Source organism: Plantibacter sp. LMC-P-059a (genome assembly GCF_030209505.1).
Lineage (GTDB): Bacteria > Actinomycetota > Actinomycetes > Actinomycetales > Microbacteriaceae > Plantibacter.
Genome location: NZ_JARVRZ010000003.1, coordinates 114105 through 133197, shown reverse-complemented (window position 1 = coordinate 133197; position 19093 = coordinate 114105). Strand labels below are relative to the sequence as shown.

At 69.8% G+C, this 19093-nt stretch carries 16 protein-coding genes; 9 read left to right on the top strand and 7 right to left on the bottom strand.

Features of this window, described 5'->3' with window-relative positions:
- Positions 1 to 9 precede the first annotated feature (9 nt).
- Positions 10 to 2910, bottom strand: coding sequence for a putative glycosyltransferase family protein (locus QRN27_RS07915; protein ID WP_285041560.1), 2901 nt, complete (start codon positions 2908 to 2910; stop codon positions 10 to 12).
- A gap of 142 nt (positions 2911 to 3052) precedes the next feature.
- Here QRN27_RS07915 and QRN27_RS07910 point away from each other — a divergent pair, with 142 nt between their 5' ends.
- Together QRN27_RS07910 and QRN27_RS07905 are read left to right on the top strand one after the other, a co-directional pair.
- Complete coding sequence (locus tag QRN27_RS07910; protein WP_194670677.1) at positions 3053 to 3994, top strand: glycosyltransferase family 2 protein; 942 nt, start codon at positions 3053 to 3055, stop codon at positions 3992 to 3994.
- Positions 3984 to 4919 (top strand): hypothetical protein, encoded by a 936-nt coding sequence (locus tag QRN27_RS07905; protein ID WP_285041557.1) that lies wholly within the window; start codon positions 3984 to 3986, stop codon positions 4917 to 4919. Before QRN27_RS07910 ends, QRN27_RS07905 begins: the two co-directional genes overlap by 11 nt.
- Here QRN27_RS07905 and QRN27_RS07900 read toward each other — a convergent pair.
- Positions 4851 to 5969 carry a glycosyltransferase gene (locus tag QRN27_RS07900; RefSeq protein WP_285041555.1) on the bottom strand — a complete coding sequence of 373 codons (1119 nt, stop codon included), beginning with the start codon at positions 5967 to 5969 and terminating at the stop codon, positions 4851 to 4853. The genes QRN27_RS07905 and QRN27_RS07900 overlap by 69 nt on opposite strands.
- A gap of 7 nt (positions 5970 to 5976) precedes the next feature.
- Positions 5977 to 6843 (bottom strand): glucose-1-phosphate thymidylyltransferase RfbA, encoded by an 867-nt coding sequence (gene rfbA, locus QRN27_RS07895; protein WP_056012813.1) that lies wholly within the window; start codon positions 6841 to 6843, stop codon positions 5977 to 5979.
- 163 nt (positions 6844 to 7006) lie between these two features.
- Between rfbA and QRN27_RS07890 the strand changes: the two genes are divergently transcribed.
- Positions 7007 to 7384, top strand: coding sequence for a nucleotide exchange factor GrpE (locus QRN27_RS07890; RefSeq protein ID WP_285041553.1), 378 nt, complete (start codon positions 7007 to 7009; stop codon positions 7382 to 7384).
- On the top strand, positions 7381 to 8925 hold the full coding sequence (locus QRN27_RS07885; protein ID WP_285041551.1) for a glycosyltransferase family 2 protein: 1545 nt from the start codon (positions 7381 to 7383) through the stop codon (positions 8923 to 8925). The genes QRN27_RS07890 and QRN27_RS07885 overlap by 4 nt, the downstream gene beginning before the upstream one ends.
- Positions 8926 to 8970: 45 nt before the next feature.
- Here the strand turns inward: QRN27_RS07885 and QRN27_RS07880 are convergent, their stop codons facing one another.
- Positions 8971 to 9573 carry a dTDP-4-dehydrorhamnose 3,5-epimerase family protein gene (locus QRN27_RS07880; protein ID WP_056012821.1) on the bottom strand — a complete coding sequence of 201 codons (603 nt, stop codon included), beginning with the start codon at positions 9571 to 9573 and terminating at the stop codon, positions 8971 to 8973.
- Positions 9574 to 9674: 101 nt separating this feature from the next.
- Here QRN27_RS07880 and QRN27_RS07875 point away from each other — a divergent pair, with 101 nt between their 5' ends.
- The 3 genes from QRN27_RS07875 to QRN27_RS07865 are packed head-to-tail and all read left to right on the top strand — an operon-like array spanning position 9675 to position 12249.
- Positions 9675 to 10268 carry a GtrA family protein gene (locus QRN27_RS07875; protein WP_194670683.1) on the top strand — a complete coding sequence of 198 codons (594 nt, stop codon included), beginning with the start codon at positions 9675 to 9677 and terminating at the stop codon, positions 10266 to 10268.
- On the top strand, positions 10265 to 11116 hold the full coding sequence (gene rfbD, locus QRN27_RS07870) for a dTDP-4-dehydrorhamnose reductase (RefSeq protein ID WP_502929489.1): 852 nt from the start codon (positions 10265 to 10267) through the stop codon (positions 11114 to 11116). Before QRN27_RS07875 ends, rfbD begins: the two co-directional genes overlap by 4 nt.
- On the top strand, positions 11113 to 12249 hold the full coding sequence (locus QRN27_RS07865; protein WP_285041548.1) for a glycosyltransferase family 4 protein: 1137 nt from the start codon (positions 11113 to 11115) through the stop codon (positions 12247 to 12249). Before rfbD ends, QRN27_RS07865 begins: the two co-directional genes overlap by 4 nt.
- Before the next feature lie 168 nt (positions 12250 to 12417).
- Here the strand turns inward: QRN27_RS07865 and QRN27_RS07860 are convergent, their stop codons facing one another.
- Complete coding sequence (locus QRN27_RS07860) at positions 12418 to 13791, bottom strand: LCP family protein (RefSeq protein WP_285041546.1); 1374 nt, start codon at positions 13789 to 13791, stop codon at positions 12418 to 12420.
- Complete coding sequence (gene purE / locus QRN27_RS07855; RefSeq protein ID WP_502929488.1) at positions 13788 to 14309, bottom strand: 5-(carboxyamino)imidazole ribonucleotide mutase; 522 nt, start codon at positions 14307 to 14309, stop codon at positions 13788 to 13790. Before purE ends, QRN27_RS07860 begins: the two co-directional genes overlap by 4 nt.
- Before the next feature lie 149 nt (positions 14310 to 14458).
- Between purE and QRN27_RS07850 the strand changes: the two genes are divergently transcribed.
- Both QRN27_RS07850 and QRN27_RS07845 read left to right on the top strand, forming a co-directional pair.
- Positions 14459 to 15562: a VIT1/CCC1 transporter family protein gene (locus tag QRN27_RS07850; protein WP_285041542.1), complete on the top strand. Its 1104-nt coding sequence runs from the start codon at positions 14459 to 14461 to the stop codon at positions 15560 to 15562.
- Positions 15563 to 15740: 178 nt separating this feature from the next.
- Entirely contained in the window at positions 15741 to 17837 is a 2097-nt protein-coding gene (locus QRN27_RS07845; RefSeq protein ID WP_285041540.1) for an acyltransferase family protein, read from the top strand.
- Between the two features lie 42 nt (positions 17838 to 17879).
- On the opposite strand, the gene QRN27_RS07840 is transcribed toward QRN27_RS07845, so the two are convergent.
- A complete protein-coding gene (locus QRN27_RS07840) occupies positions 17880 to 19070 on the bottom strand; it encodes a hydroxymethylglutaryl-CoA synthase (protein ID WP_285041538.1) in 1191 nt (396 codons plus the stop codon).
- Between the last annotated feature and the right edge of the window lie 23 nt (positions 19071 to 19093).

Genomic DNA, 19093 nt, shown 5'->3' with positions numbered 1-19093 from the left:
CCCGCCGAGCTACTGCGTGCTCGCGGGCTCCGGCTCGTCGGTCGCGGCGGTGGTCCGCGCGCGCCGACCCCATCGGATCACCAGGGTCCCTATGACGATGAGCACCGAGAGCCCGACGCCGACGCGGGTCGCGGTGATGCCCTGGTCGAGCCCGGGCGTGCGGTAGGCGAGTTCGACCCGGTGCTCGCCGGCCTCGACCCGGACCGCGGCTCCCGCCTGCTCCGCGTCGACCAGCGGGCTGGCGACCCCGTCGACCGTGACCGACCAACCGGGGCGTCGGAGCGAGTCGGCGAACACGACCCATCCGGCGTCGTCGGCGTCGACGTCGACCACGGTCCGGTTCAGGTCCCATCCCTGGTCGCGCACCTCGACGTCGGCGTCGGACGCCGTCGTCGGCGCACTGTCCGCGGTGGTCGCCGTCGGGTCGACACCGATGAGGTCGTCGGGATCCTCCAGCAGGACGGTCGTGGACGGCAGGACGGGATCCTCCATGAGGGACACCCGGCGCGAGGGGTCGCGCTCGACAAGGCCGTCCGACGCCCAGCGCACGCGGTCGAGGGCGGTCGCCCGCTCGACGACGGTCGCGTCGCCGGTGTGCGCGACCGTGAGGCCGTCCTCCATCGGACGGTTGAGCGACACGGCGGCGGCCTCGGGTTCCAGTGCGTCGGCCGCGATCCTCCCCTGTCCGTGGTCGATGGAGATCTCGGCCCGCCAGGACGCGTCAGGGGCGATGCCACTCCCGTCGATCGCGACACTCCGCTGACCCTCGATGGTGCGGTACCACGTGGAGGTCGAGGCCAGGACCTGCTCCGTCACCGGGTCGACGAGGGTGACCTCGAGGGTGGTGCCGCCCTCGGCGCCGAGGACCGGCTCCAGCATCGGGAAGGACAGGCTGCGCACCGGTCCGGTCCGCACGGTCGAGACGGCGATCTCGCCGTCACCGATCGGGACGGCCTCCTCCGACGCCGGAGTGTCCTCGTACCGGCCTGGGACCGGGAGGTTCGGCTCCATCACGACGTACTTCACGGCGAGCCGGTCAAGGATCGGGGACTCGATCGACGAGACCAGACTCGGGTAGTTGAGCGTCGAATACGTCGCCGAGGCGAGCGATTCCGTGTCCAAGCGCAGGAGGAGGGACTTCCACTCGACGGTCTGGAAGGTGTGTCCACCGAGCGAACGGACCCGGTACATCGAGTTCGTCCCGGTGAGCATGGCGTGGTCGACCGACGCGTACCGCGACTCGCCGAGATGCTGCTGGAGGAACCTCGTGGTCGGGGTGTCGGGGTACACACTCGCGGTGTCCGACTTCGGCCACCAGGTGTCGGCCACCAGGACGGCCGGTGCGGCCACGAGCAGCGGCACGAAGCAGAGCGCGACGATGCGGATGCCCCCACGCCGGGTCGCGAGCACGATGACGACGAGCGCCGCGGCGACGGCGAGCAGGACCACCGTCCACAGCACCTGCGTCTCGAGGAGGGCGGTGAACCGTTCCGGCGCGGACACCACGGCGCGCTGGAGCGCGACGGCGAGGAGCGTCGCAGCGGCGATCCCCGAGCCGAGCGTCGCGAGGCCCCAGAGCCAACGACCGAGCGGTCGACGCGATGTCGTGGGCGGTGACACCGGCGCCGTGTCGCCCCGCTCCAGCAGCCGACCGAACCCGACGCCCGCGAGGATGGCGACGAAGAACCCGAGCATGACGCGCAACCGTCCGATCCGGTTGCTGTCGAAGATGGGGAGCTGTTGCGCGGTGCCGAGGACCGGCCCGCCGAGGTACACCAGCACCCCGGACAGGATCAGCGCGACCGCGAGGAACAGGCTCATGTCGCGACGACCGCCCCGCCGCCGCTGGAGGAGGAGCGCCACGACGGCGAGGACCACTGCCGCCGCACCGACGTAGGACAAGCGCTCGACGGGCGAGCTGTTCCCCCAGGTGTCACCGGAGCTCACCTCGCCGACGAGACTCGGGACGAAGGCCGAGAGGAGGTCGTCGATGCTCAGGTGGTTCTCGGGCCCCTGCCGTCGGCCACTGAAGTCGAGGACGGCGACCGCGTTCAGGGCGAACGGCAGCAGCGTCCACGCAGAGAGCAGGAACCCGAGGACGACGCCGGCGGCACTGACGAGGCCCGCGGTGATGACCTTCCAGAACCTGCGGTGGACGACGATCGCGCGCGCCAGGACGTAGGCGGCGCCGGCGTACAGGGCGTACCCGACGATGGCCGGGAACCCGCCGAGGAGCATGCCCGCGAGCACCAGCCCCAGCGGCACGATGTCGAGGAGCCGTCGGCGGACGGCCGCGCGGTCCAGCGCCCAGAACAGGAGCGGGATGAACGCCGCGACCCTGGTCTGCGGCCAGTTCGTCCACGAGATCATGAACCCCGAGGCGAGGAAGACGACGCTCGCGATCGGCCATGCCTGGTGGGGCACACCGAGCCGCCGCAGGAACAGCGAACAGCCGAGGGTCACGACGATCATCTCGACCAGCTTCGTGAACCCGGGGGCGACGGCGACCGGCAGGAACCACCACCCGAAGGAGATCGGCGAGTACAGACCGGAGTTCGGGAGCCCGCCGAGCTCCGAGCCGCCGGCCTGGTACGGCAGCCACTCGGCGAAGAAGCCGTGGCGAGCGGCCTCGACGATCGTCCACATCTGCGGAACGCCCGAGTCGATCGTGTCGCCGATCATCGCGTTGGTGCCCACCTCGGTCGAACCGCCGGCGGAGGCCCACGGCGCGAAGCGGAACAGGATGTCGGTCCCCATGAAGGTACCGACCCCGATGAGCGGCAGACCGATCGACAGGACCACGAAGGCGATCAGGGACGCCCACGCCACGATGCCGAGCACGCGGAGCGCCGCGACCGGGACGGTGGGACGCGAGGGGGCGTCCGGTGCCGTGTCCGGTTGAGCAGTCATGGGCGTCCTGGGTCTCGCATCTCGGGTGCACCGGGGCCGACCGAGCGCACCCTCGATTATGCCTGCTCACCTCCACAGCGCGAACTCGGCCGGAGCGATCGGGGATAATGGACAGCTGCGAGACGGCCAGCGAGAGGACGACGTGCGACTGTTCATCCAGATCCCCTGCCTGAACGAGGAGACGACGCTCCCAGCGGTGCTCGAATCGATCCCGCGGTCGATCCCCGGCATCGACGAGATCGAGATCCTGGTGATCGACGACGGTTCGACCGACCGTACGGTCGAGGTCGCCCGGGCCCACGGCGTGACGCACATCGTCCGGCACGCGACGAACATGGGGCTCGCCAGATCGTTCCGGGACGGCGTCGACTACGCCCTCCTCCACGGTGCCGACATCGTGGTGAACACCGACGGCGACAACCAGTACCCGCAGGACCGGATCGGCGACCTCGTCCAGCCGATCCTCGAGGGGCGGGCGGAGATCGTCGTCGCCGACCGCCAGACCGCGCTCATCGAGCACTTCTCGCCGTTCAAGAAGGCCATGCAGCGGTTCGGCAGCTTCGTCGTCAACAAGGCGGCGAAGACCACGCTCCCCGACGCGGCGAGCGGCTTCCGCGCCTACTCGAAGTACTCGCTCATCAGGCTCAACGTCGTGACGAAGTTCAGCTACTGCATGGAGACCATCATCCAGGCGGGCAACAAGCGTCTGGCCATCACGAGCATCCCCGTCCGGACGAACCCGAAGACGCGCGAGTCCCGCCTGTTCTCCTCGATCGGCGAACACATGTACCAGTCGGGTGTCGCGATCGTGCGTGCCTATCTGATGTACCGACCGTACGTCGTGTTCGCGGGTCTGGGCCTCATCCTCCTCCTCGCGGGCATCACCCCGTTCGCGAGATACCTCGTCCTCATGCTCGTGGACGACCAGGGGAACCACCTGCAGAGCCTCCTGGTGGGCGCGACCCTCCTCATGGGCTCGCTGCTGTCGTTCGCGATCGGTGTGGTCGCCGACCTCACGAGGATCAACCGGACGCTCAACGAAGAGATGCTCGACTACCTGAAACTGCAACGGTATGGCGACTGACCCCATCGGAGCGGTCCGTCGCGTCTGGGCGGCGTTCGTCGGCTCGGCTTTCGTCGCCTGGCTCCGGAGCCACCGGCGAGGCATCGGCGTCACCGTCCTCGTCGCCTTCGCCGTCTTCCTGGTCGTGTACGTCTGGACGAACCCGGGCGTCATCGCCGACGCGCTCTCGATCGGCTGGGGCAACCTCTCGCTCCTGTTCGGGCTGTACGTCCTCGTACTCGTGACGCACTTCCTGATCCTGCTCGCCACGGTGCGGCTGTGCGGCAGACGCATCGCCATCGGGCCGGGTGCGAGCCTGACGGTCTACTCGACGGTCGCCAACTTCTTCGGTCCCCTGCAGACCGGGCCCGGGGTCCGCGCCGTCTACCTGAAGACCACCGTCGGCGTGCGCCTCCGCGACTACACCCTCGCGACCCTCTTCTACCTGTTCGTATTCGGCGCGGTGAACGCGTCACTCCTGTTCGCGACGACCCTGCCGTGGTTGTCGGTGCTCGGCCTCGCGGTCGGCGCAGGCGTCGTCGTCGTGGCGACCTGGAAGCTGGGGCTCGGCGACCGGGCGGGCACGGTGGTCGCGATCGCCGGCATCACCGTCGTCCAGGCGCTCGTGATGAGCGTGATCTACTTCGTCGAGGTGAACGCCGTCGCCGGCCCCTACGACTACCTCCACTCGCTCGTCTACGCGGCGAGCGCGAACCTGTCCCTGTTCGTCTCCCTGACGCCGGGTGCGATCGGCATCCGTGAAGGCTTCCTCTACTTCGCGCAGCACCTCCACGGCATCCCGTCCGACACCATCGTCGCCGCGGGCATCGCCGACCGCGCGATCTACGCGGTCTTCCTCGGGGTGCTGTTCCTCATCTCAGGGGCGTTCCACCTGCGGTCCGCCGTCCAGCAGCAGAGCGCGAAGCGCCTCGGCGACTCGGACTGACGACCACCGTCGGTCGTACAGCTCGCGGCCGCGTCGACCGATCCGTTCGAGCTCCTCGGGATGGTCGGCAGCCCAGCGGACGGCGTCGGCGAGCGCCTCCGGGTCGCGCTGCGGGACGACCAGGGCGTCGACGCGGTCCGTGAAGACCCCGGTCTCCTCGTTCTCGCCGACCACCGCCGGTCGGGCGCTCGACAGGTACTGCATCGTCTTCCCGGTGATGACGAACTGCGACTGGACGGTGCCGCCGAAGGGGCCGCCGAGCAGCAGGTCCACCTCGGAGAAGAGCTCGGGGAGCACCTCGTAGTCGACCCATGCGCGGTGATCGACGTCCGCTCCCCGCGATCGGGCCTCGGCGACGAGCCGGGCGGTCTCCGCTCCCCCGCCGACGAAGAGGAACCGGACGCGCGCGTCGGATCGAAGCGACACCGCTGCGGCGATGACGGTGTCGACCCCGTGCAGCGGCAGCATCGAGCCGTAGTACAAAACGGTGAACGCGGCGTCGACGGTCCGGACCACGGCGGGTTCATGCGGTCGGGGCGTGAAGGTCACCTCGTCGCTCCCCACGGGCACGACGCTGAACCGTTCCGGTGGGAGCCCCATCCGCTGAGCCGAGAAGTCGGCGTGCGAGGCGGTGTCGCTGAGGACCCCGGCGCACCGACGCATCAGAGAGCGGAAGACGGTGCGCAGGAGCCGCGCGCGCGCCGACCCGGGTGGGAACTTATGGTGCTCGTCGACGAACCACTCGACGGGGTTGATGAACTCGTCGTAGTAGACCGGACGACGTCCCGCCAGCAGCAGCACGAGCGGGAGGATCTCGTACCCGCGGAAGGTCACCAGGAAGGCGTCCGGGGTGCCGGACACCCGGAGACGGACGAGCTGGGCGGCGACGTCGAGATACCGCAGGACACCACGCCGGGTGTTCTTCACGACGACCATCTCGTTGACGGCACCCGAGTCAGCGACGCCCTGCCGTAGCGTGATCGCCCGGATGTAGTCGGGATGCCGGTAGCAGGTGACGACCGCGAGCCTCCCGATGGCCGCCCGACTCACCGTTCGATCACGCCTGCGCGAGCAGCGTCTGCAGGTAGCGGCCGTAACCGCTCTTCACCAGTGGTGCCGCGAGCGCCGCGAGCCGCTCGTCGTCGATCCACCCGGCACGCCAGGCGATCTCCTCGATGCAACCGACCTTGAAGCCCTGTCGGTCCTCGATGACCCGCACGTACTCCGAGGCCTGCATCATCGACTCGAAGGTGCCGGTGTCGAGCCAGGCGGTACCGCGGTCGAGGACCTGCACCTGCAGCTCGCCCTGCTCGAGGTAGCGCTCGTTGACCGTGGAGATCTCGAGCTCGCCGCGGGCGGAGGGTTCGATGGTCTTCGCGATCTCGACGATGGAGTTGTCGTAGAAGTAGAGCCCGGGGACCGCGTAGTTGCTCTTCGGCTGAGCGGGCTTCTCCTCGATGGAGAGCGCCTTGAAGTCGTCGTCGAACTCGACGACGCCGTAGGCCTTCGGGTCGGCGACCTGGTAGGCGAAGATGAGCGCGCCGTCGATGTCGTTGTGGCTGCGAAGGGCCGAGCCCAGCCCGGTGCCGTGGAAGATGTTGTCGCCCAGCACGAGCGCGACGCTCTCGTCGCCGATGAACTCCTCGCCGATGATGAACGCCTGCGCCAGGCCGTCGGGCGAGGGCTGCACGGCGTACTCGAGCCGGATGCCCAGGTCGTCGCCGTTGCCGAGGAGCGCGCGGAACTGCTCGTTGTACTCGGGCGTGGTGATGATGAGGATCTCCTTGATCCCCGCCATCATCAGCGTCGACAGGGGGTAGTAGATCATCGGCTTGTCGTAGATCGGCATCAGCTGCTTGGAGATGCCCTTGGTGATCGGCCAGAGCCGCGTGCCGGATCCACCGGCGAGAATGATGCCGCGCATCGGTCACTTTCCTCTGAAGTCGTCGCCGAAACGATGTCGGCTGGTCGGATCGCATCCGAGGGCCGAGGCCAGGGGACGCCGTCCGTTCCTGAATGGTCGCCGACGAACCGGGCGAACCGGTCCGATAGCCTGTCAACCGTAGCAAAGACAAAAGGAGAACACCGTGAGTGACAGCGCTTCGGCACCAGAGGCCGAGACGAACGACGTGCGCGAACTTCGCGCCGAGATCCTGAGACTGCGTGACGCACTCACGGGAGCGACGGCGGAGGCGGAGCACGCACGGCAGCGTCTGGCGGCGTCCAAGCTGGAACTCGACGGGCTGCCGCTCGCACACGAGAACCTCAGACTCCGCGACGAACTCGCTCAGGCGAGGGTCGGTCAGCACTACTTCGAGTCGCTCTACCTGCGGATCTCGGCTGAGCGCGAACGCGACCACGAACGCCTGGTGCGCGAGTTCACCGGCTCGCGGACGTGGCGCATCGGCGCCGCTGTGATGAGCCCCGTCGGGGTCGTCAAGCGTCTCCGCGGAGGCCGGTCGTGACCGCTGCCGATCCGACGATCTCGTCCGGACCGCAGTTCTCCGTCGTCGTGCCCCTGTACAACACGACGCCGTTCCTCCTGCAGGAGATGGTCGCGTCGGTCCAGCTGCAGAGCTACGAGGACTGGGAACTCGTGCTCGTCGACGACGCCTCCCCCGATCCCCGGACCCGCGAGACCGCCCGCGCGTGCGCCGCGTCCGACCCACGGATCGTGCTCATCGAGCTGCCGGAGAACCGCAACATCTCGGAGGCCTCGAACGCCGGCATCGACGCGGCCCGTGGCGCCTTCGTCGCGCTGCTCGATCACGACGACACCCTCGACCCTCGGGCCCTCGCCATGGTGCAGGACGCCATCGAGGCGGGTGTCGACATCGACTACGTGTACACCGACCAGGACGTCATGACCGACAAGGGTCACTACCGGATCCCCTTCGCGAAGCCGGAGTGGTCGCCGGAACGACTGCTGGGCCAGATGTTCACCTCGCACCTCTCGGTGTTCCGGACCTCCCTGCTGCGTGAGGTCGGTCCCTTCAACTCCGCGTACAACGGCTCGCAGGACCACGACCTCGTCCTGCGGTTCACGGAACAGGCCCGCGGCATCGCTCATGTGCCCGAAGTCCTGTACCACTGGCGGGCGGTGCCCGGCTCGACGGCGCTCAACGGCTCCGAGAAGAGCTACGCGTGGGACGCCGGTCTCGCCGCGGTCACGGCAGCGGTGGAACGACGCGGTATCGACGCCGAGGTCGCCTTCGGTCCGAACTTCGGGACCTACGCGGTCCGTCACCGGCTCCAGTCCGATCGGACCCTGTCGATCCTCGTCGCAGCGGACGCGACCACGCCGCGCCTCGACGCGCTACTCGCAGAACTCGACGCGTCGGATGTCGCCGCGCAGATCGTGGAGCTCATCGTCGCACTGCCCGCGGGCCGCGACGCCTCACCGGTCACCCGGGCTCCCGGACGGTTCCCCGTCTCCTTCGTCCAGACCACCGCCGACGAGCGGACGCGACTGTTGCACGAGGCGTCCGTCGAAGCGCGCGGCGATCTCCTGGTCCTCCTCGGCGAGTCCCTCACCGAGCTGCAGCCGGAGACGCTCACGCGGCTCGCCGGTGCGCTCGGCGAGCCCGACGTCGCCTTCGCGGGCGGACGCATCGTCTTCTCCGACGAGACGGTCAAGCACGCCGGGTACCGCAAGTCGCAGACGCACCTCCGCGACGCGTTCCGCGGTTGGCCGGCTGGCACGGACAGCACCTATGGTGCGCTCACGGTCAACCGGGAGGTCTCCGCCGTCTCGACGGAGTTCGCCGTCATCGACCGACTGGTGTTCGAAGCGGTCGGCGGGTTCAACGCCGAGCTCGACGGGTACTGCGCCGAACTCGACCTGGCTGCGAAGGTCTGGTCGCAGGGCAACCGGGTGCTCACGCTCTGCGAACCGATCGTGACGTCGCTCGACCGGAGCATCGCCGACGACGAACTGCCGAAGCGTCAGCGCAAGGTGATCTCGCGCCGCTGGGGTTGGAAGGGCGTCGACCTCTTCACCCCGTGAGACGCTCCCCGTGAGGCCCGCGCGCGGGCCTCACGGGGAGAGGCGTCAGGAGCGCAGGCTCTGGTAGAACGCCCGCGCGTCGTCCCAGCTCGGAAGCAGGCCTGCCGCGGCCGCCTCGTCGAGCCCGGGGGCGTCGGTGTCCTTGGGCGAGAGCAGCGGCGTGCCGGCCTCAGCGGGGATGACGAGTCCGATCCGCTCGTCGAGCGGGTTGATCCCGTGCTCGCGGTCGGGGCGGTAGACGTCGGTCACGAGGTAGCTGACGGTCGCGTCGTCGGTCAGGGCGACGAAGCAGTGGCCGAGGCCTTCGGAGATGAAGATCGCCTTGCGGTCGGTGTCGTCGAGGAGCACAGAGTCCCACTGGCCGAAGGTGGGCGAGCCGACCCGGATGTCGATGACGTAGTCGAGGACGGCACCGCGCGTGGCCGTGACGTACTTCGCCTGGCCGATCGGGATGTCGGCGAAGTGGATGCCGCGGACCGAGCCACGCTTCGACACCGAGGTGTTGGACTGCGCCAGCTTGATGGAGCGGCCGGAGGCCTCTTCGAGCTTGTCGAAGCGGTACCACTCGAGGAAGACGCCTCGGTCGTCGCCGAACTGCTTCGGCGTGATCTCATAGCTGTCGGGGACGTTCAGTTCGCGGATCTGCACCCGGGGAGTCTACCAAGAGGGTGCAGGATGACGGCATTCCCCCAGCATCGCTCCGGGTCGGTTCATGCATAATCGAGTGTCCTCGCACAGAACGGCCCACCATGACCACGCTGCTCCAACGCCTCTGGCACGGTGTCGCCGCCTATGCGGTGAAGTTCGGCGTCGTCGGACTCATCGGGTTCGGCTTGGACGTGCTCGTCTTCAACCTGCTGCGCGTCGGCGTCTTCGGTCACGACCACCTCGCCCAGTCCCCGATCGGCGCCAAAGTCATCAGCGTCTCGGTCGCGATCATCTTCAACTGGATCGGCAACCGCTACTGGACCTTCCGCGAGCACCGGCGGAAGAACTTCGTCCTGGAGCTCGGGGAGTACATCGTCGTCTCCTTGGGCGGGATGGCCATCGCCGTCGGCTGCCTCTACCTGAGCCACTACGTCCTCGGATTCACTTCGCTCCTCGCCGACAACCTCGCGTCCAACGTCATCGGACTCGGCCTCGGCACCCTCTTCCGGTTCTTCCTCTACCGCTTCTGGGTCTACGGGCACCATCGTGCCGACGGCCTGGCGAACCTCGCCCGCGCCGAGGAGGCGCAGCGGACCATCTTCGAGGAGCCGGAGGCCGAGGGGGTGCCGACAGGATCCTCCCCACGCGAGCCGGGTACGATGAACGGGCCACTCCCGAGAGGACCCTTATCTTGACGTACCTGATCACCGGCGCTTCCGGCATGCTCGGCCACGACCTGCAGGAGGCCCTGACGGGTCGCGAGGTCACCGCCCTCGGTCGCGCCGAGCTCGACGTGACCGACCTCGAGGCCGTCCGCGCCGCCGTCGCCGGCCACACCGCCGTCATCAACGCCGCCGCGTACACGAAGGTCGACGACGCCGAGTCGCACGAGGCCGACGCGGCCGCCGTGAACGCCATCGGCGCCCGCAACCTCGCGGTCGCCGCTCGCGAGGCCGGCGCGAAGCTCGTGCAGGTGTCGACCGACTACGTCTTCGACGGATCGGCCACCTCGCCGTACCAGGAGGACCACGCGCTCGCTCCGATCAGCGCCTACGGTCGCACGAAGGCCGACGGCGAGCGGGCCGTCCTCGCCGAGCACCCCACCGGCGCGTACATCGTGCGGACGGCGTGGCTCTACGGCAAGAACGGCCCGAACTTCGCGGCCACCATGGCCAAGCTCGCCGCCAACGGCGTCGACCCCGCCGTGGTGACCGACCAGCTCGGCCAGCCCACCTGGACAGCGGACCTCGCGGCGCAGATCGTCGCGCTGCTCGACGCCGACGCCCCAGCCGGTGTCTATCACGGCACGAACGCCGGCGAGGCCTCCTGGTACGACTTCGCACAGGCCGTCTTCGCGGCCGTCGGTGCCGATCCGGCCCGGGTCTCGCCCACCGACAGTTCCGCGTTCGTCCGGCCCGCACCCCGCCCCGCGTACTCCGTCCTCGGCCACGACGCCTGGGCCGCAGCGGGTCTCGCCCCCATGCGCGATTGGCGCGAGGCCTTCGAGGCAGCGACGCAGCACGGCGTCGTCACCGCACCGTGACCACGCTCCGCGTCGTCGTCGACCAGATCGTCGCGCCCGTCGCCGGCGGGGTGGGACGCTACTCCGAGGAACTCACGCGCGAGCTCATCGCGCGCGCGCCGGCCGGCTGCGAGGTCGAGGGCATCGTCTCGGCGGTGTCGAAGGAGAAGATCGACCTCATCGAGTCGAGGCTCCCCGGTCTCGCGACCCTGCACCGCACCACGCTGCCCCGCCGGGAGCTGAGCGCCGCCTGGCAGCTCGGCATCGTCGCGCCGGGGACGGCGAACGGCATGGTGCACGCGCCCGGCCTGCTCGCGCCGCTCAACCGCCACGATCGGATCAACGACGGCAACCAGATCGTCGTGACCATCCACGACACCCTCGCCTGGTCGCACCCCTCCTCGCTCACCCCGATGTCGGTCGCGTGGCAGAAGGCGATGGTCAAGCGGGCACGGAAGCACGCTGACGCCATCGTCGTCCCGACGCACGCGGTCGCCGACGAACTCCGCGACATCGTCGACCTCGGCGACCGGGTCCGGGTCATCGGCGGAGCCGCAGCGACCACGCTCACCATCCCGACCGACGCCGACGGCCGCGCACGGACGCTCGACCTCCCGTCCGAGTACCTCGTCTCGGTCGGTTCGCTCGACCCGCGGCGCGGGATCACCGAGCTCATCACGGGCCTCGGACGGCCAGGCGCCCCCGACCTCCCGCTCCTCATCGTCGGCACCGACAGCTGGGGCGACGTGACCCTGGCGCAGGTCGCCGACGAAGCGGGCCTGCCGGAGGGACGGGTGCGCGCGCTCGGCTTCCTCGACGACGCCGACCTCGCCGTCGTCCTCGACCGCGCGACCGCGTTCGTCTACCCGAGCCTGGCCGAGGGCTTCGGACTCCCGCTCGTCGAGGCGTTCCGCTTCGGCACCCCCGTCATCCACTCCGACGTCCCCGCCCTCGTCGAGGTCGGCGGCGGTGCCGGCGTCGTGGTCGAGTCCGGCGCGAAGGGCTACGCCGACCGGCTCATCGCCACCATCAACGACGTCATCGGCGACACCGAACGTCTGGAACGCCTGCGGATCCTCGGCATGGACCGCGAGCAGGCGTTCAGCTGGCAGGACTCCGCCGAACGCGTCTGGCAGCTGCACGCGGAGCTCTGACGCCCTTCGACAGGCTCAGGGACCGGGTTCCCGCAGCCTGGAGACCAGGTCGGCGGGTGAGGGACGCCCTTCGACAGGCTCAGGGACCGGGGTTCCCGCGGCTCAGGGACCGGGGTCCCCGCGGCTCAGGGACCGGGTCTTCGCAGCCCAAGGACCGGGGTACCCGCGTCAGCCGGCGTCCGGCTCCGGGCTCGGCGACGGCGGGAACAGCTGGTCCTGCACCATCTGGTGGATGAGCGTGTAGTCGGGCTCTGCGGGGTCGATCGTCGGCGGCACGAACTGCAGGGAGTTGATAGGCAGCTCCCGCGTCTTGAGCGCGAGGTTGACGAAGTAGCCGAGCATGCCCTGCGGGACGTCGGTCTTCACGACGTCGCCACCGGCCGCCGCGACGTCCTGGAAGCGCGCGAGGACGTTCGCCGGGTTGAACTGCTTGAGCATCGCCGTCTGCAGGATGTGCTGGCGTTCCATGCGGTCGTAGTCGCTCGTCGAGTGCCGTGAGCGGGCGTACATGAGGGCCGTCCAGCCGTCCATGTGCTGCTGCCCTGGCTCGATCCACTTCGTGACGTTCTCGAGGTCGGCGTCGCCGTCCATCGGGAGCCGTTCCTTGACGTCGATGTCGACGCCGCCGAGCGTGTCGATGAGCGTCGCGAACCCGTACATGTCGATGAGCACGTACCACTGGATGTGCAGCCCGGTGATCCCCTCGGCAGCCTGCTTCATCGCCTCGATGCCGGGCTCGCTCGCCTCCGCCGTGGCCTTCGGGAACAGCTCGGGGTTCTTCAGCTCGATCTCCGTGTAGATGGAGTTGAGCTGGCAGACGTCCACGTCGCAGGAGTCGTCGTAGCCGTCAGGGTAGATCGACGCCATCTCGCTGCCCTCGGGGAACGGGATGTCGACGAGGTCGCGCGGCATCGACATGGTCGTCGCCTGGCCCGTCTCGGCGTTGATGCTGACGACGGACATGCTGTCCGGTCGCATGCCGTCGCGGTCGGGACCGGCGTCGCCGCCGAGCAGCAGGATGTTGTAGTAGCCGTCCACCGGCGGCTCGGACGGGCCGGTGTTGCCGAAGATCGAGGAGATGGAACCACGGGTGGCTCCCGCGACGACCGCACCGTATCCGGCACCGCCGGCGACCAGGACCATCGCGAGGGTCGTGAAGAGGGCGACCCCGAGCCTCGCGTTCGGGGACGCTTTGACGAGCCGCACGAGGCGCAGCGTGTCGAGGGTCAGCACCACCCAGAGGATCGCGTAGGCGACGAGCAGGATCTGCGCCACGGTGAGGGCGATCGGGTTCGTCGCGAGGGTGAAGAGCACCTCGCGGGCGAGGAACATGAGGGCCACTCCGACGACGGCGAGCAGCCAGAGGAACAGGGTGAAGCCGAGCCCGAATCGGCCGAGCTTCCGGTTGCCGGCGAGGACCTGTGCCGATCCCGGGATGAGCAGGTTGAGGAGGACGAGCCACCAGGCGCGCTTCGTCATCACCTCGCGTGAACGGGTGTCGGGATACCGCATCGGTTTCGCGGCGGTGGCTGCACTCGTCATAGCTGGGCTTTGAGGTTCCGGTTCTTCTCCTCGACGGAGTCGGCGAGGGATGCCGCATAGGCGACGAGCGCCTCGTGCAGCGCGTCGTCGGCCGTCGCGAGGATCTTGACGGCGATCAGCGCCGCGTTCTTCGCGCCGCCGATGGAGACGGTCGCGACGGGCACACCGGCCGGCATCTGCACGATCGAGAGCAGCGAGTCGAGCCCGTCGAGTCGTGACAGCGGGACAGGGACGCCCACGACCGGGAGGGTGGTGACGGACGCGAGCATGCCCGGCAGGTGGGCGGCGCCACCGGCGCCGGCGATGACGACCTTGACGCCGCGGCCGTGAGCAGCCTTGCCGTAGGCGATCATCTTCTCCGGGGTGCGGTGCGCCGAGAGCACCTCGACCTCGAAGGGGACGCCGAACTCGCGCAGCAGCTGGGCCGCGTCGCTCATGACGTTCCAGTCGGAGTCCGAGCCCATGACCACTCCGACGAGCGGTCGGGCGTCAGGGGACGGGGCGGAGTTCTCGGGCATGAGCACCATCGTAGATCGCAGTGCCTGGACATCGCCTCAGGACGCACCGCACGCGTCGGACAAGCTGCGGCCGTCCCGACCCCAGTGTGGGGAGGGTCCCCCTCGCTCGACACGGACACGGCCGGGCCGGCGTCTGGGAGAATCGGCGGATGAGCGAGTCGACCACCGACGGATCACCAGCACGCCAGGATCCGCCCAGCCCCCGGGAGCGCCGTCGTTGGCGCGGCTACCTCGCCGACGAACGCGCGGAGGCCGCCGTCTACCGGGACCTCGCCAGTCGGCGGAGCGGTGAGGAACGTGACATCCTGCTCGCCCTCGCCGACGCCGAGAAACGGCACGAGTCGCACTGGATCGGCTTGCTCGGTGACGACGTCGGCAAGCCGCAACGCGGCGACCTGCGGACACGGACCCTCGGATGGCTGGCGAGGCGCTTCGGCTCGGTCTTCGTCCTCGCCCTCGTCCAGCGCGCCGAGTCCCGCTCCCCGTACGCGACCGAGCGCGCGGCCACGGAACGCATGGCCGCCGACGAACAGATCCACGAGGAGGTCGTGCGGGGCCTCGCCGCCCGCGGCCGGAACCGGCTCTCCGGCACGTTCCGGGCCGCGGTGTTCGGCGCGAACGACGGGCTCGTCTCCAACCTCGCTCTCGTCATCGGGATGAGCGCGACCGGCGTCGGCAACGGGGTCGTCCTCGCGGCGGGGCTCGCCGGGCTGCTGGCGGGCGCGCTGTCGATGGGTGCCGGCGAGTACGTCTCGGTGCGGTCGCAGCGGGAGCTCCTCGAGGCGTCGAGCCCCAATCCCGCCGCCGACGACGCCCTCCCCCACCTCGACGTCGACGCGAACGAGCTCGCCCTCGTCTACCGTGCACGCGGGATGGAGGTCCAGGAGGCCGAGGCCCATGCCGCCGACGTCCTCAGCCGGGTCGGCGCCGGCACCTACCAGCGCGAGGCGCAGACCGTGCTCGACCACGAGGCCATCGGCACCGGTCTCGGCGCCGCACTCTCGAGTTTCTGCTTCTTCGCCTCGGGCGCGGTCATCCCGGTCCTGCCCTACCTGTTCGGACTGCAGGGGTTCGCCGCGCTCCTGGTCGCGGCGATCCTCGTCGGGGTCGCCCTCCTCGGGACCGGAGCCGTCGTCGGACTGTTGTCCGGAGGGCCACCGCTCCGGCGCGCGCTCCGACAACTGGCGATCGGCTACGGGGCCGCGGCCGCGACGTACCTCCTCGGTCTGCTGTTCGGCGCCAACGTCAGCTGATCCGGACGACGGCCGCTCGAAGGCGGCATCGGGCAGTGCCTCCGAGACCGAACCGGTCACCTCCCGTCCACGGACACGTCACCCTGGCTCACTAGCCTGGGCGCGTCGTCCGCCGCACCGGCGCACGAGGCCCGCCCCGGCGGAGCGCCGACGCCGATCAGGACGGGTGGGACCGCGGGTGACGCGACTGCAGGACCGCATCGGCACGTCTCCCGTGCTCGGCACGGTGCCGCGGGCCCAGCCCGACATCCAACTGATGCGTGCGATCGCCGTCGTGTCGGTCGTGGTGTTCCATCTCGCCGCTTCCCTGCTCCCCGGCGGCTACGTCGGCGTCGACGTGTTCTTCGTCGTCAGCGGGTACCTGATCACCGGCCACCTCGTCCGGCAGGCCTCCGAGACCGGGCGGATCGACCTGCCGGCGTTCTGGGCCCGGCGCCTCCGTCGGCTCCTCCCGGCCGCCCTCCTGGTGCTCGCCGTGACGAGTGTCCTCATCTGGAGGTCGGCTCCCCCGAGCGCCTGGACGCAGTTCTTCACCGAGGTGGTGGCGAGTGCGACGTCCTGGGAGAACTGGTTCCTCGCGGGCAGCGCCGTCGACTACCTCGCGCAGGGGAACGCCGCGTCGCCGGTCCAGCACTTCTGGTCGCTCGCCGTCGAGGAGCAGTTCTACCTGCTTTGGCCACTCGTGGTCGTGCTGTGTCTCGTCCTCGTGCGCCGCGTGCCCCGTTGGGAGCTCCGCCGCACCCTGGGCACAGCCCTCGGCGTCATCGGCTCGGCGTCGCTGTTCTGCTCGATCCTGCTCACCGCACTCGACCCGGCACCGGCGTACTTCGTCACCCCGGCAAGGGCCTGGGAGTTCGCCGCGGGCGGTCTCCTCGCGCTTTTCGGGCCGGCGGTGGTCGTGCACCGGAGCCGATGGCGGACCCTCGCCGGGATCGTCGGCATCGGGCTCCTGGTCACGAGCCTGCTCACCTTCACGGAACGGACTCCGTTCCCCGGGATCGCTGCCGCTCTGCCCGTCGCCGGTACCCTCCTCGTCATCGTCGGCGGATCATCGCTACATCGGTGGTCGGTGACGACGGTGGCCCGGACGCGGGTGTCGTCGTTCCTCGGCGACATCTCGTACTCGACGTACCTCTGGCACTGGCCACTCATCGTCTTCGCCCCGATCGCGCTCGGGGTGCCCGTCGACCTCGGCACACCGCTCGGGTGGGCGGTGGCGGCGTCGCTCCTGGCGCTGACCGTGGTGCTCGCAGTACTCACGAAGCGGTTCGTCGAAGACCCCGTCCGACGCGCGAGCCCCCTCGTCGACGCGCGCCCGCGTCGAACCGTCGCCCTGGCAGCCGCGGCGACCGCCATCGTCCTGTGCATCCCGGTCGCCGGGCTCCAGACCGTGGCCGCCCAGGAGCGCGCGCTCGCGAGCACGGTCGACGCCTACGTCTCCGGTGGTGAACCGTGTTTCGGTGCCGACGCGGCCGTCTCGGGCTGCAGCAACCCGGTGCTCGCGGACGAACTCCTCCCGCCGCTGTCGGTCCGCACGGAGGACACCGGCGACACCTTCCGGTGTTCGGCAGCCGCCGATGCCCCGGACTTCCCCGGCTGCACCTTCGGTTCCCACCGACCGGACGCCACCCGCGTCGCGCTCACCGGGAACTCGCACGCGACGATGCTCATCCCCGGGCTGGTCGATCAGCTCGAGGCACGGAACTGGCGCCTCGACGTCTACGTCGGCAAGGGGTGCGAGTGGCGGATGACGGGGCCCGACGACTCGGAAGCCTGCGCGTCCAGACGCACGCTCATGCAGCGGGCGTTCACGGGCGAGCGGCCGTACGACATCATCCTCGTCACCTCGAAGAGTCCCGACGAGACCTCGGTCGCCCAGCAGGCCGCGATCCGCAGCGCGACGCTCGCCGCCTGGACGCCGGTGCTCGACCTCGGCACGTCGATCGTGGTGCTGCGGGACAACCCCCGGGTGCCGACCGCGGCGGCCGCGTGCGTCGACCGCTCGAGCGCCTCCGACCTCATCGCCGGCGCGTGTGCCTTCCCCGTGTCCGACGCCTACCCGACCTTCGACCTGAACACCGCCACGGCCGCGATGACCGACGGTGCTGTCCCCGTCGTGGACCTCGGTGAGCTGTACTGCACGGACGGGACCTGTCCGCTCGCCGTCGGGAACGTGCTCGTCTACCGGGATCAGCACCACATCACGGCCACCTGGTCGCGGACCCTCGGCCCGTTCCTCGCCGACCGGATCCGGGCCGTCACCGCCCGCGGGTGACGGGCAGGGTCGACGCGATCCGCCGACCAGAGCCCGGCGGGATCAGACGGCGGTGGCCTCGTACTGCCGGCGGTCGGCGACGACACCGGCGAAACGGAACGGGCCAGAGGTCTCGTGCGGGCGCTCCGAGTCGTGGACGTCGGCGGACGCCGCATCACCGAGGAGCTGGAGGTACCGGGCGTCGTCGACGACCGTACGAGCGTCGAGGCTCGCCCGGTTCGCGTCGCTCCGGAGCGCCGAGCGGTAGCCGGGCCGGACGATGCCGCTGAAGCACTCCGCGACCGCGCCCGAGCCGTAGCTCAGGAAGCCGATGCGCTGACCGGTGAGGTCGAGGTCGCCGTCGAGCAGGGCGAGCAACGCCAGGTACACCGAGGCGGTGTAGCTGTTGCCGATGCGGCGGTTGTAGCCCGTGGTCGGCTCGATCTGCGCGTCGAGCTCCTCCTGGCTGCGCTCGGCCCCGACGGCCTTCGCGAGGTGGCGGTGCGCCTTGATCGCCATCTTCGTGAACGGCTGGTGGTAGCAGAAGTGGTCGACCTCGTCGAAATCCGCTCCCCCGCGCGAGCGGTAGTCGGCCCAGGCGCCCTCGATCGCGTCCTGGTACGCGGAGATCGACAGCTTGCCGTCGACGATCGCCGTCGCGCTGTGGTTCGGCCTCCAGAAGTCCATGACGTCCTGCGTGTACACGCCGGTCGCAGTCTCGAGCTCGAGGATCGCGGGGTCGGCGGCGACGAGCATGGCGACCGCGCCGGCACCCTGCGTCGGTTCGGCGTTCGAGTGCAGTTCGTAGCGCGCGACGTCGCTCGCGATCACGAGCACGGTCTCCTCGGGGTTCCGAGCGACGAGGGCTGCGGCGAACTGGAGTGCTGCGGTGGCCGAATAGCAGGCCTGCTTGAGTTCCACGACGCGGACCGCCTGCGGCAGGCCGAGAAGGCGGTGCACGTAGACACCGGCGGCCTTCGACTGGTCGATGCCCGACTCGGTGGCGAAGAGGACCGTGCGCAGACGGTCGCTCCCGTGCCGCTCGATGATCTGCGCGGCCGCTGCGGCTGCCATGGTGACGATGTCCTCGTCGGCCGCCGGCACGCTCATCTCGCTCTGGCCGAGGCCGACGTAGTACTTCGCCGGCTCGACGCCGAAGCGTCCGGCGAGCTCGGCCAGGTCGATGCGGTTCGCACCGGTGGCGAAGGCGATGTCGTCGATGCCGACGACGGGGGTGGTGGTCTGGGTGTTCACGTGCGGGGTGCTCCGTTCGAGCG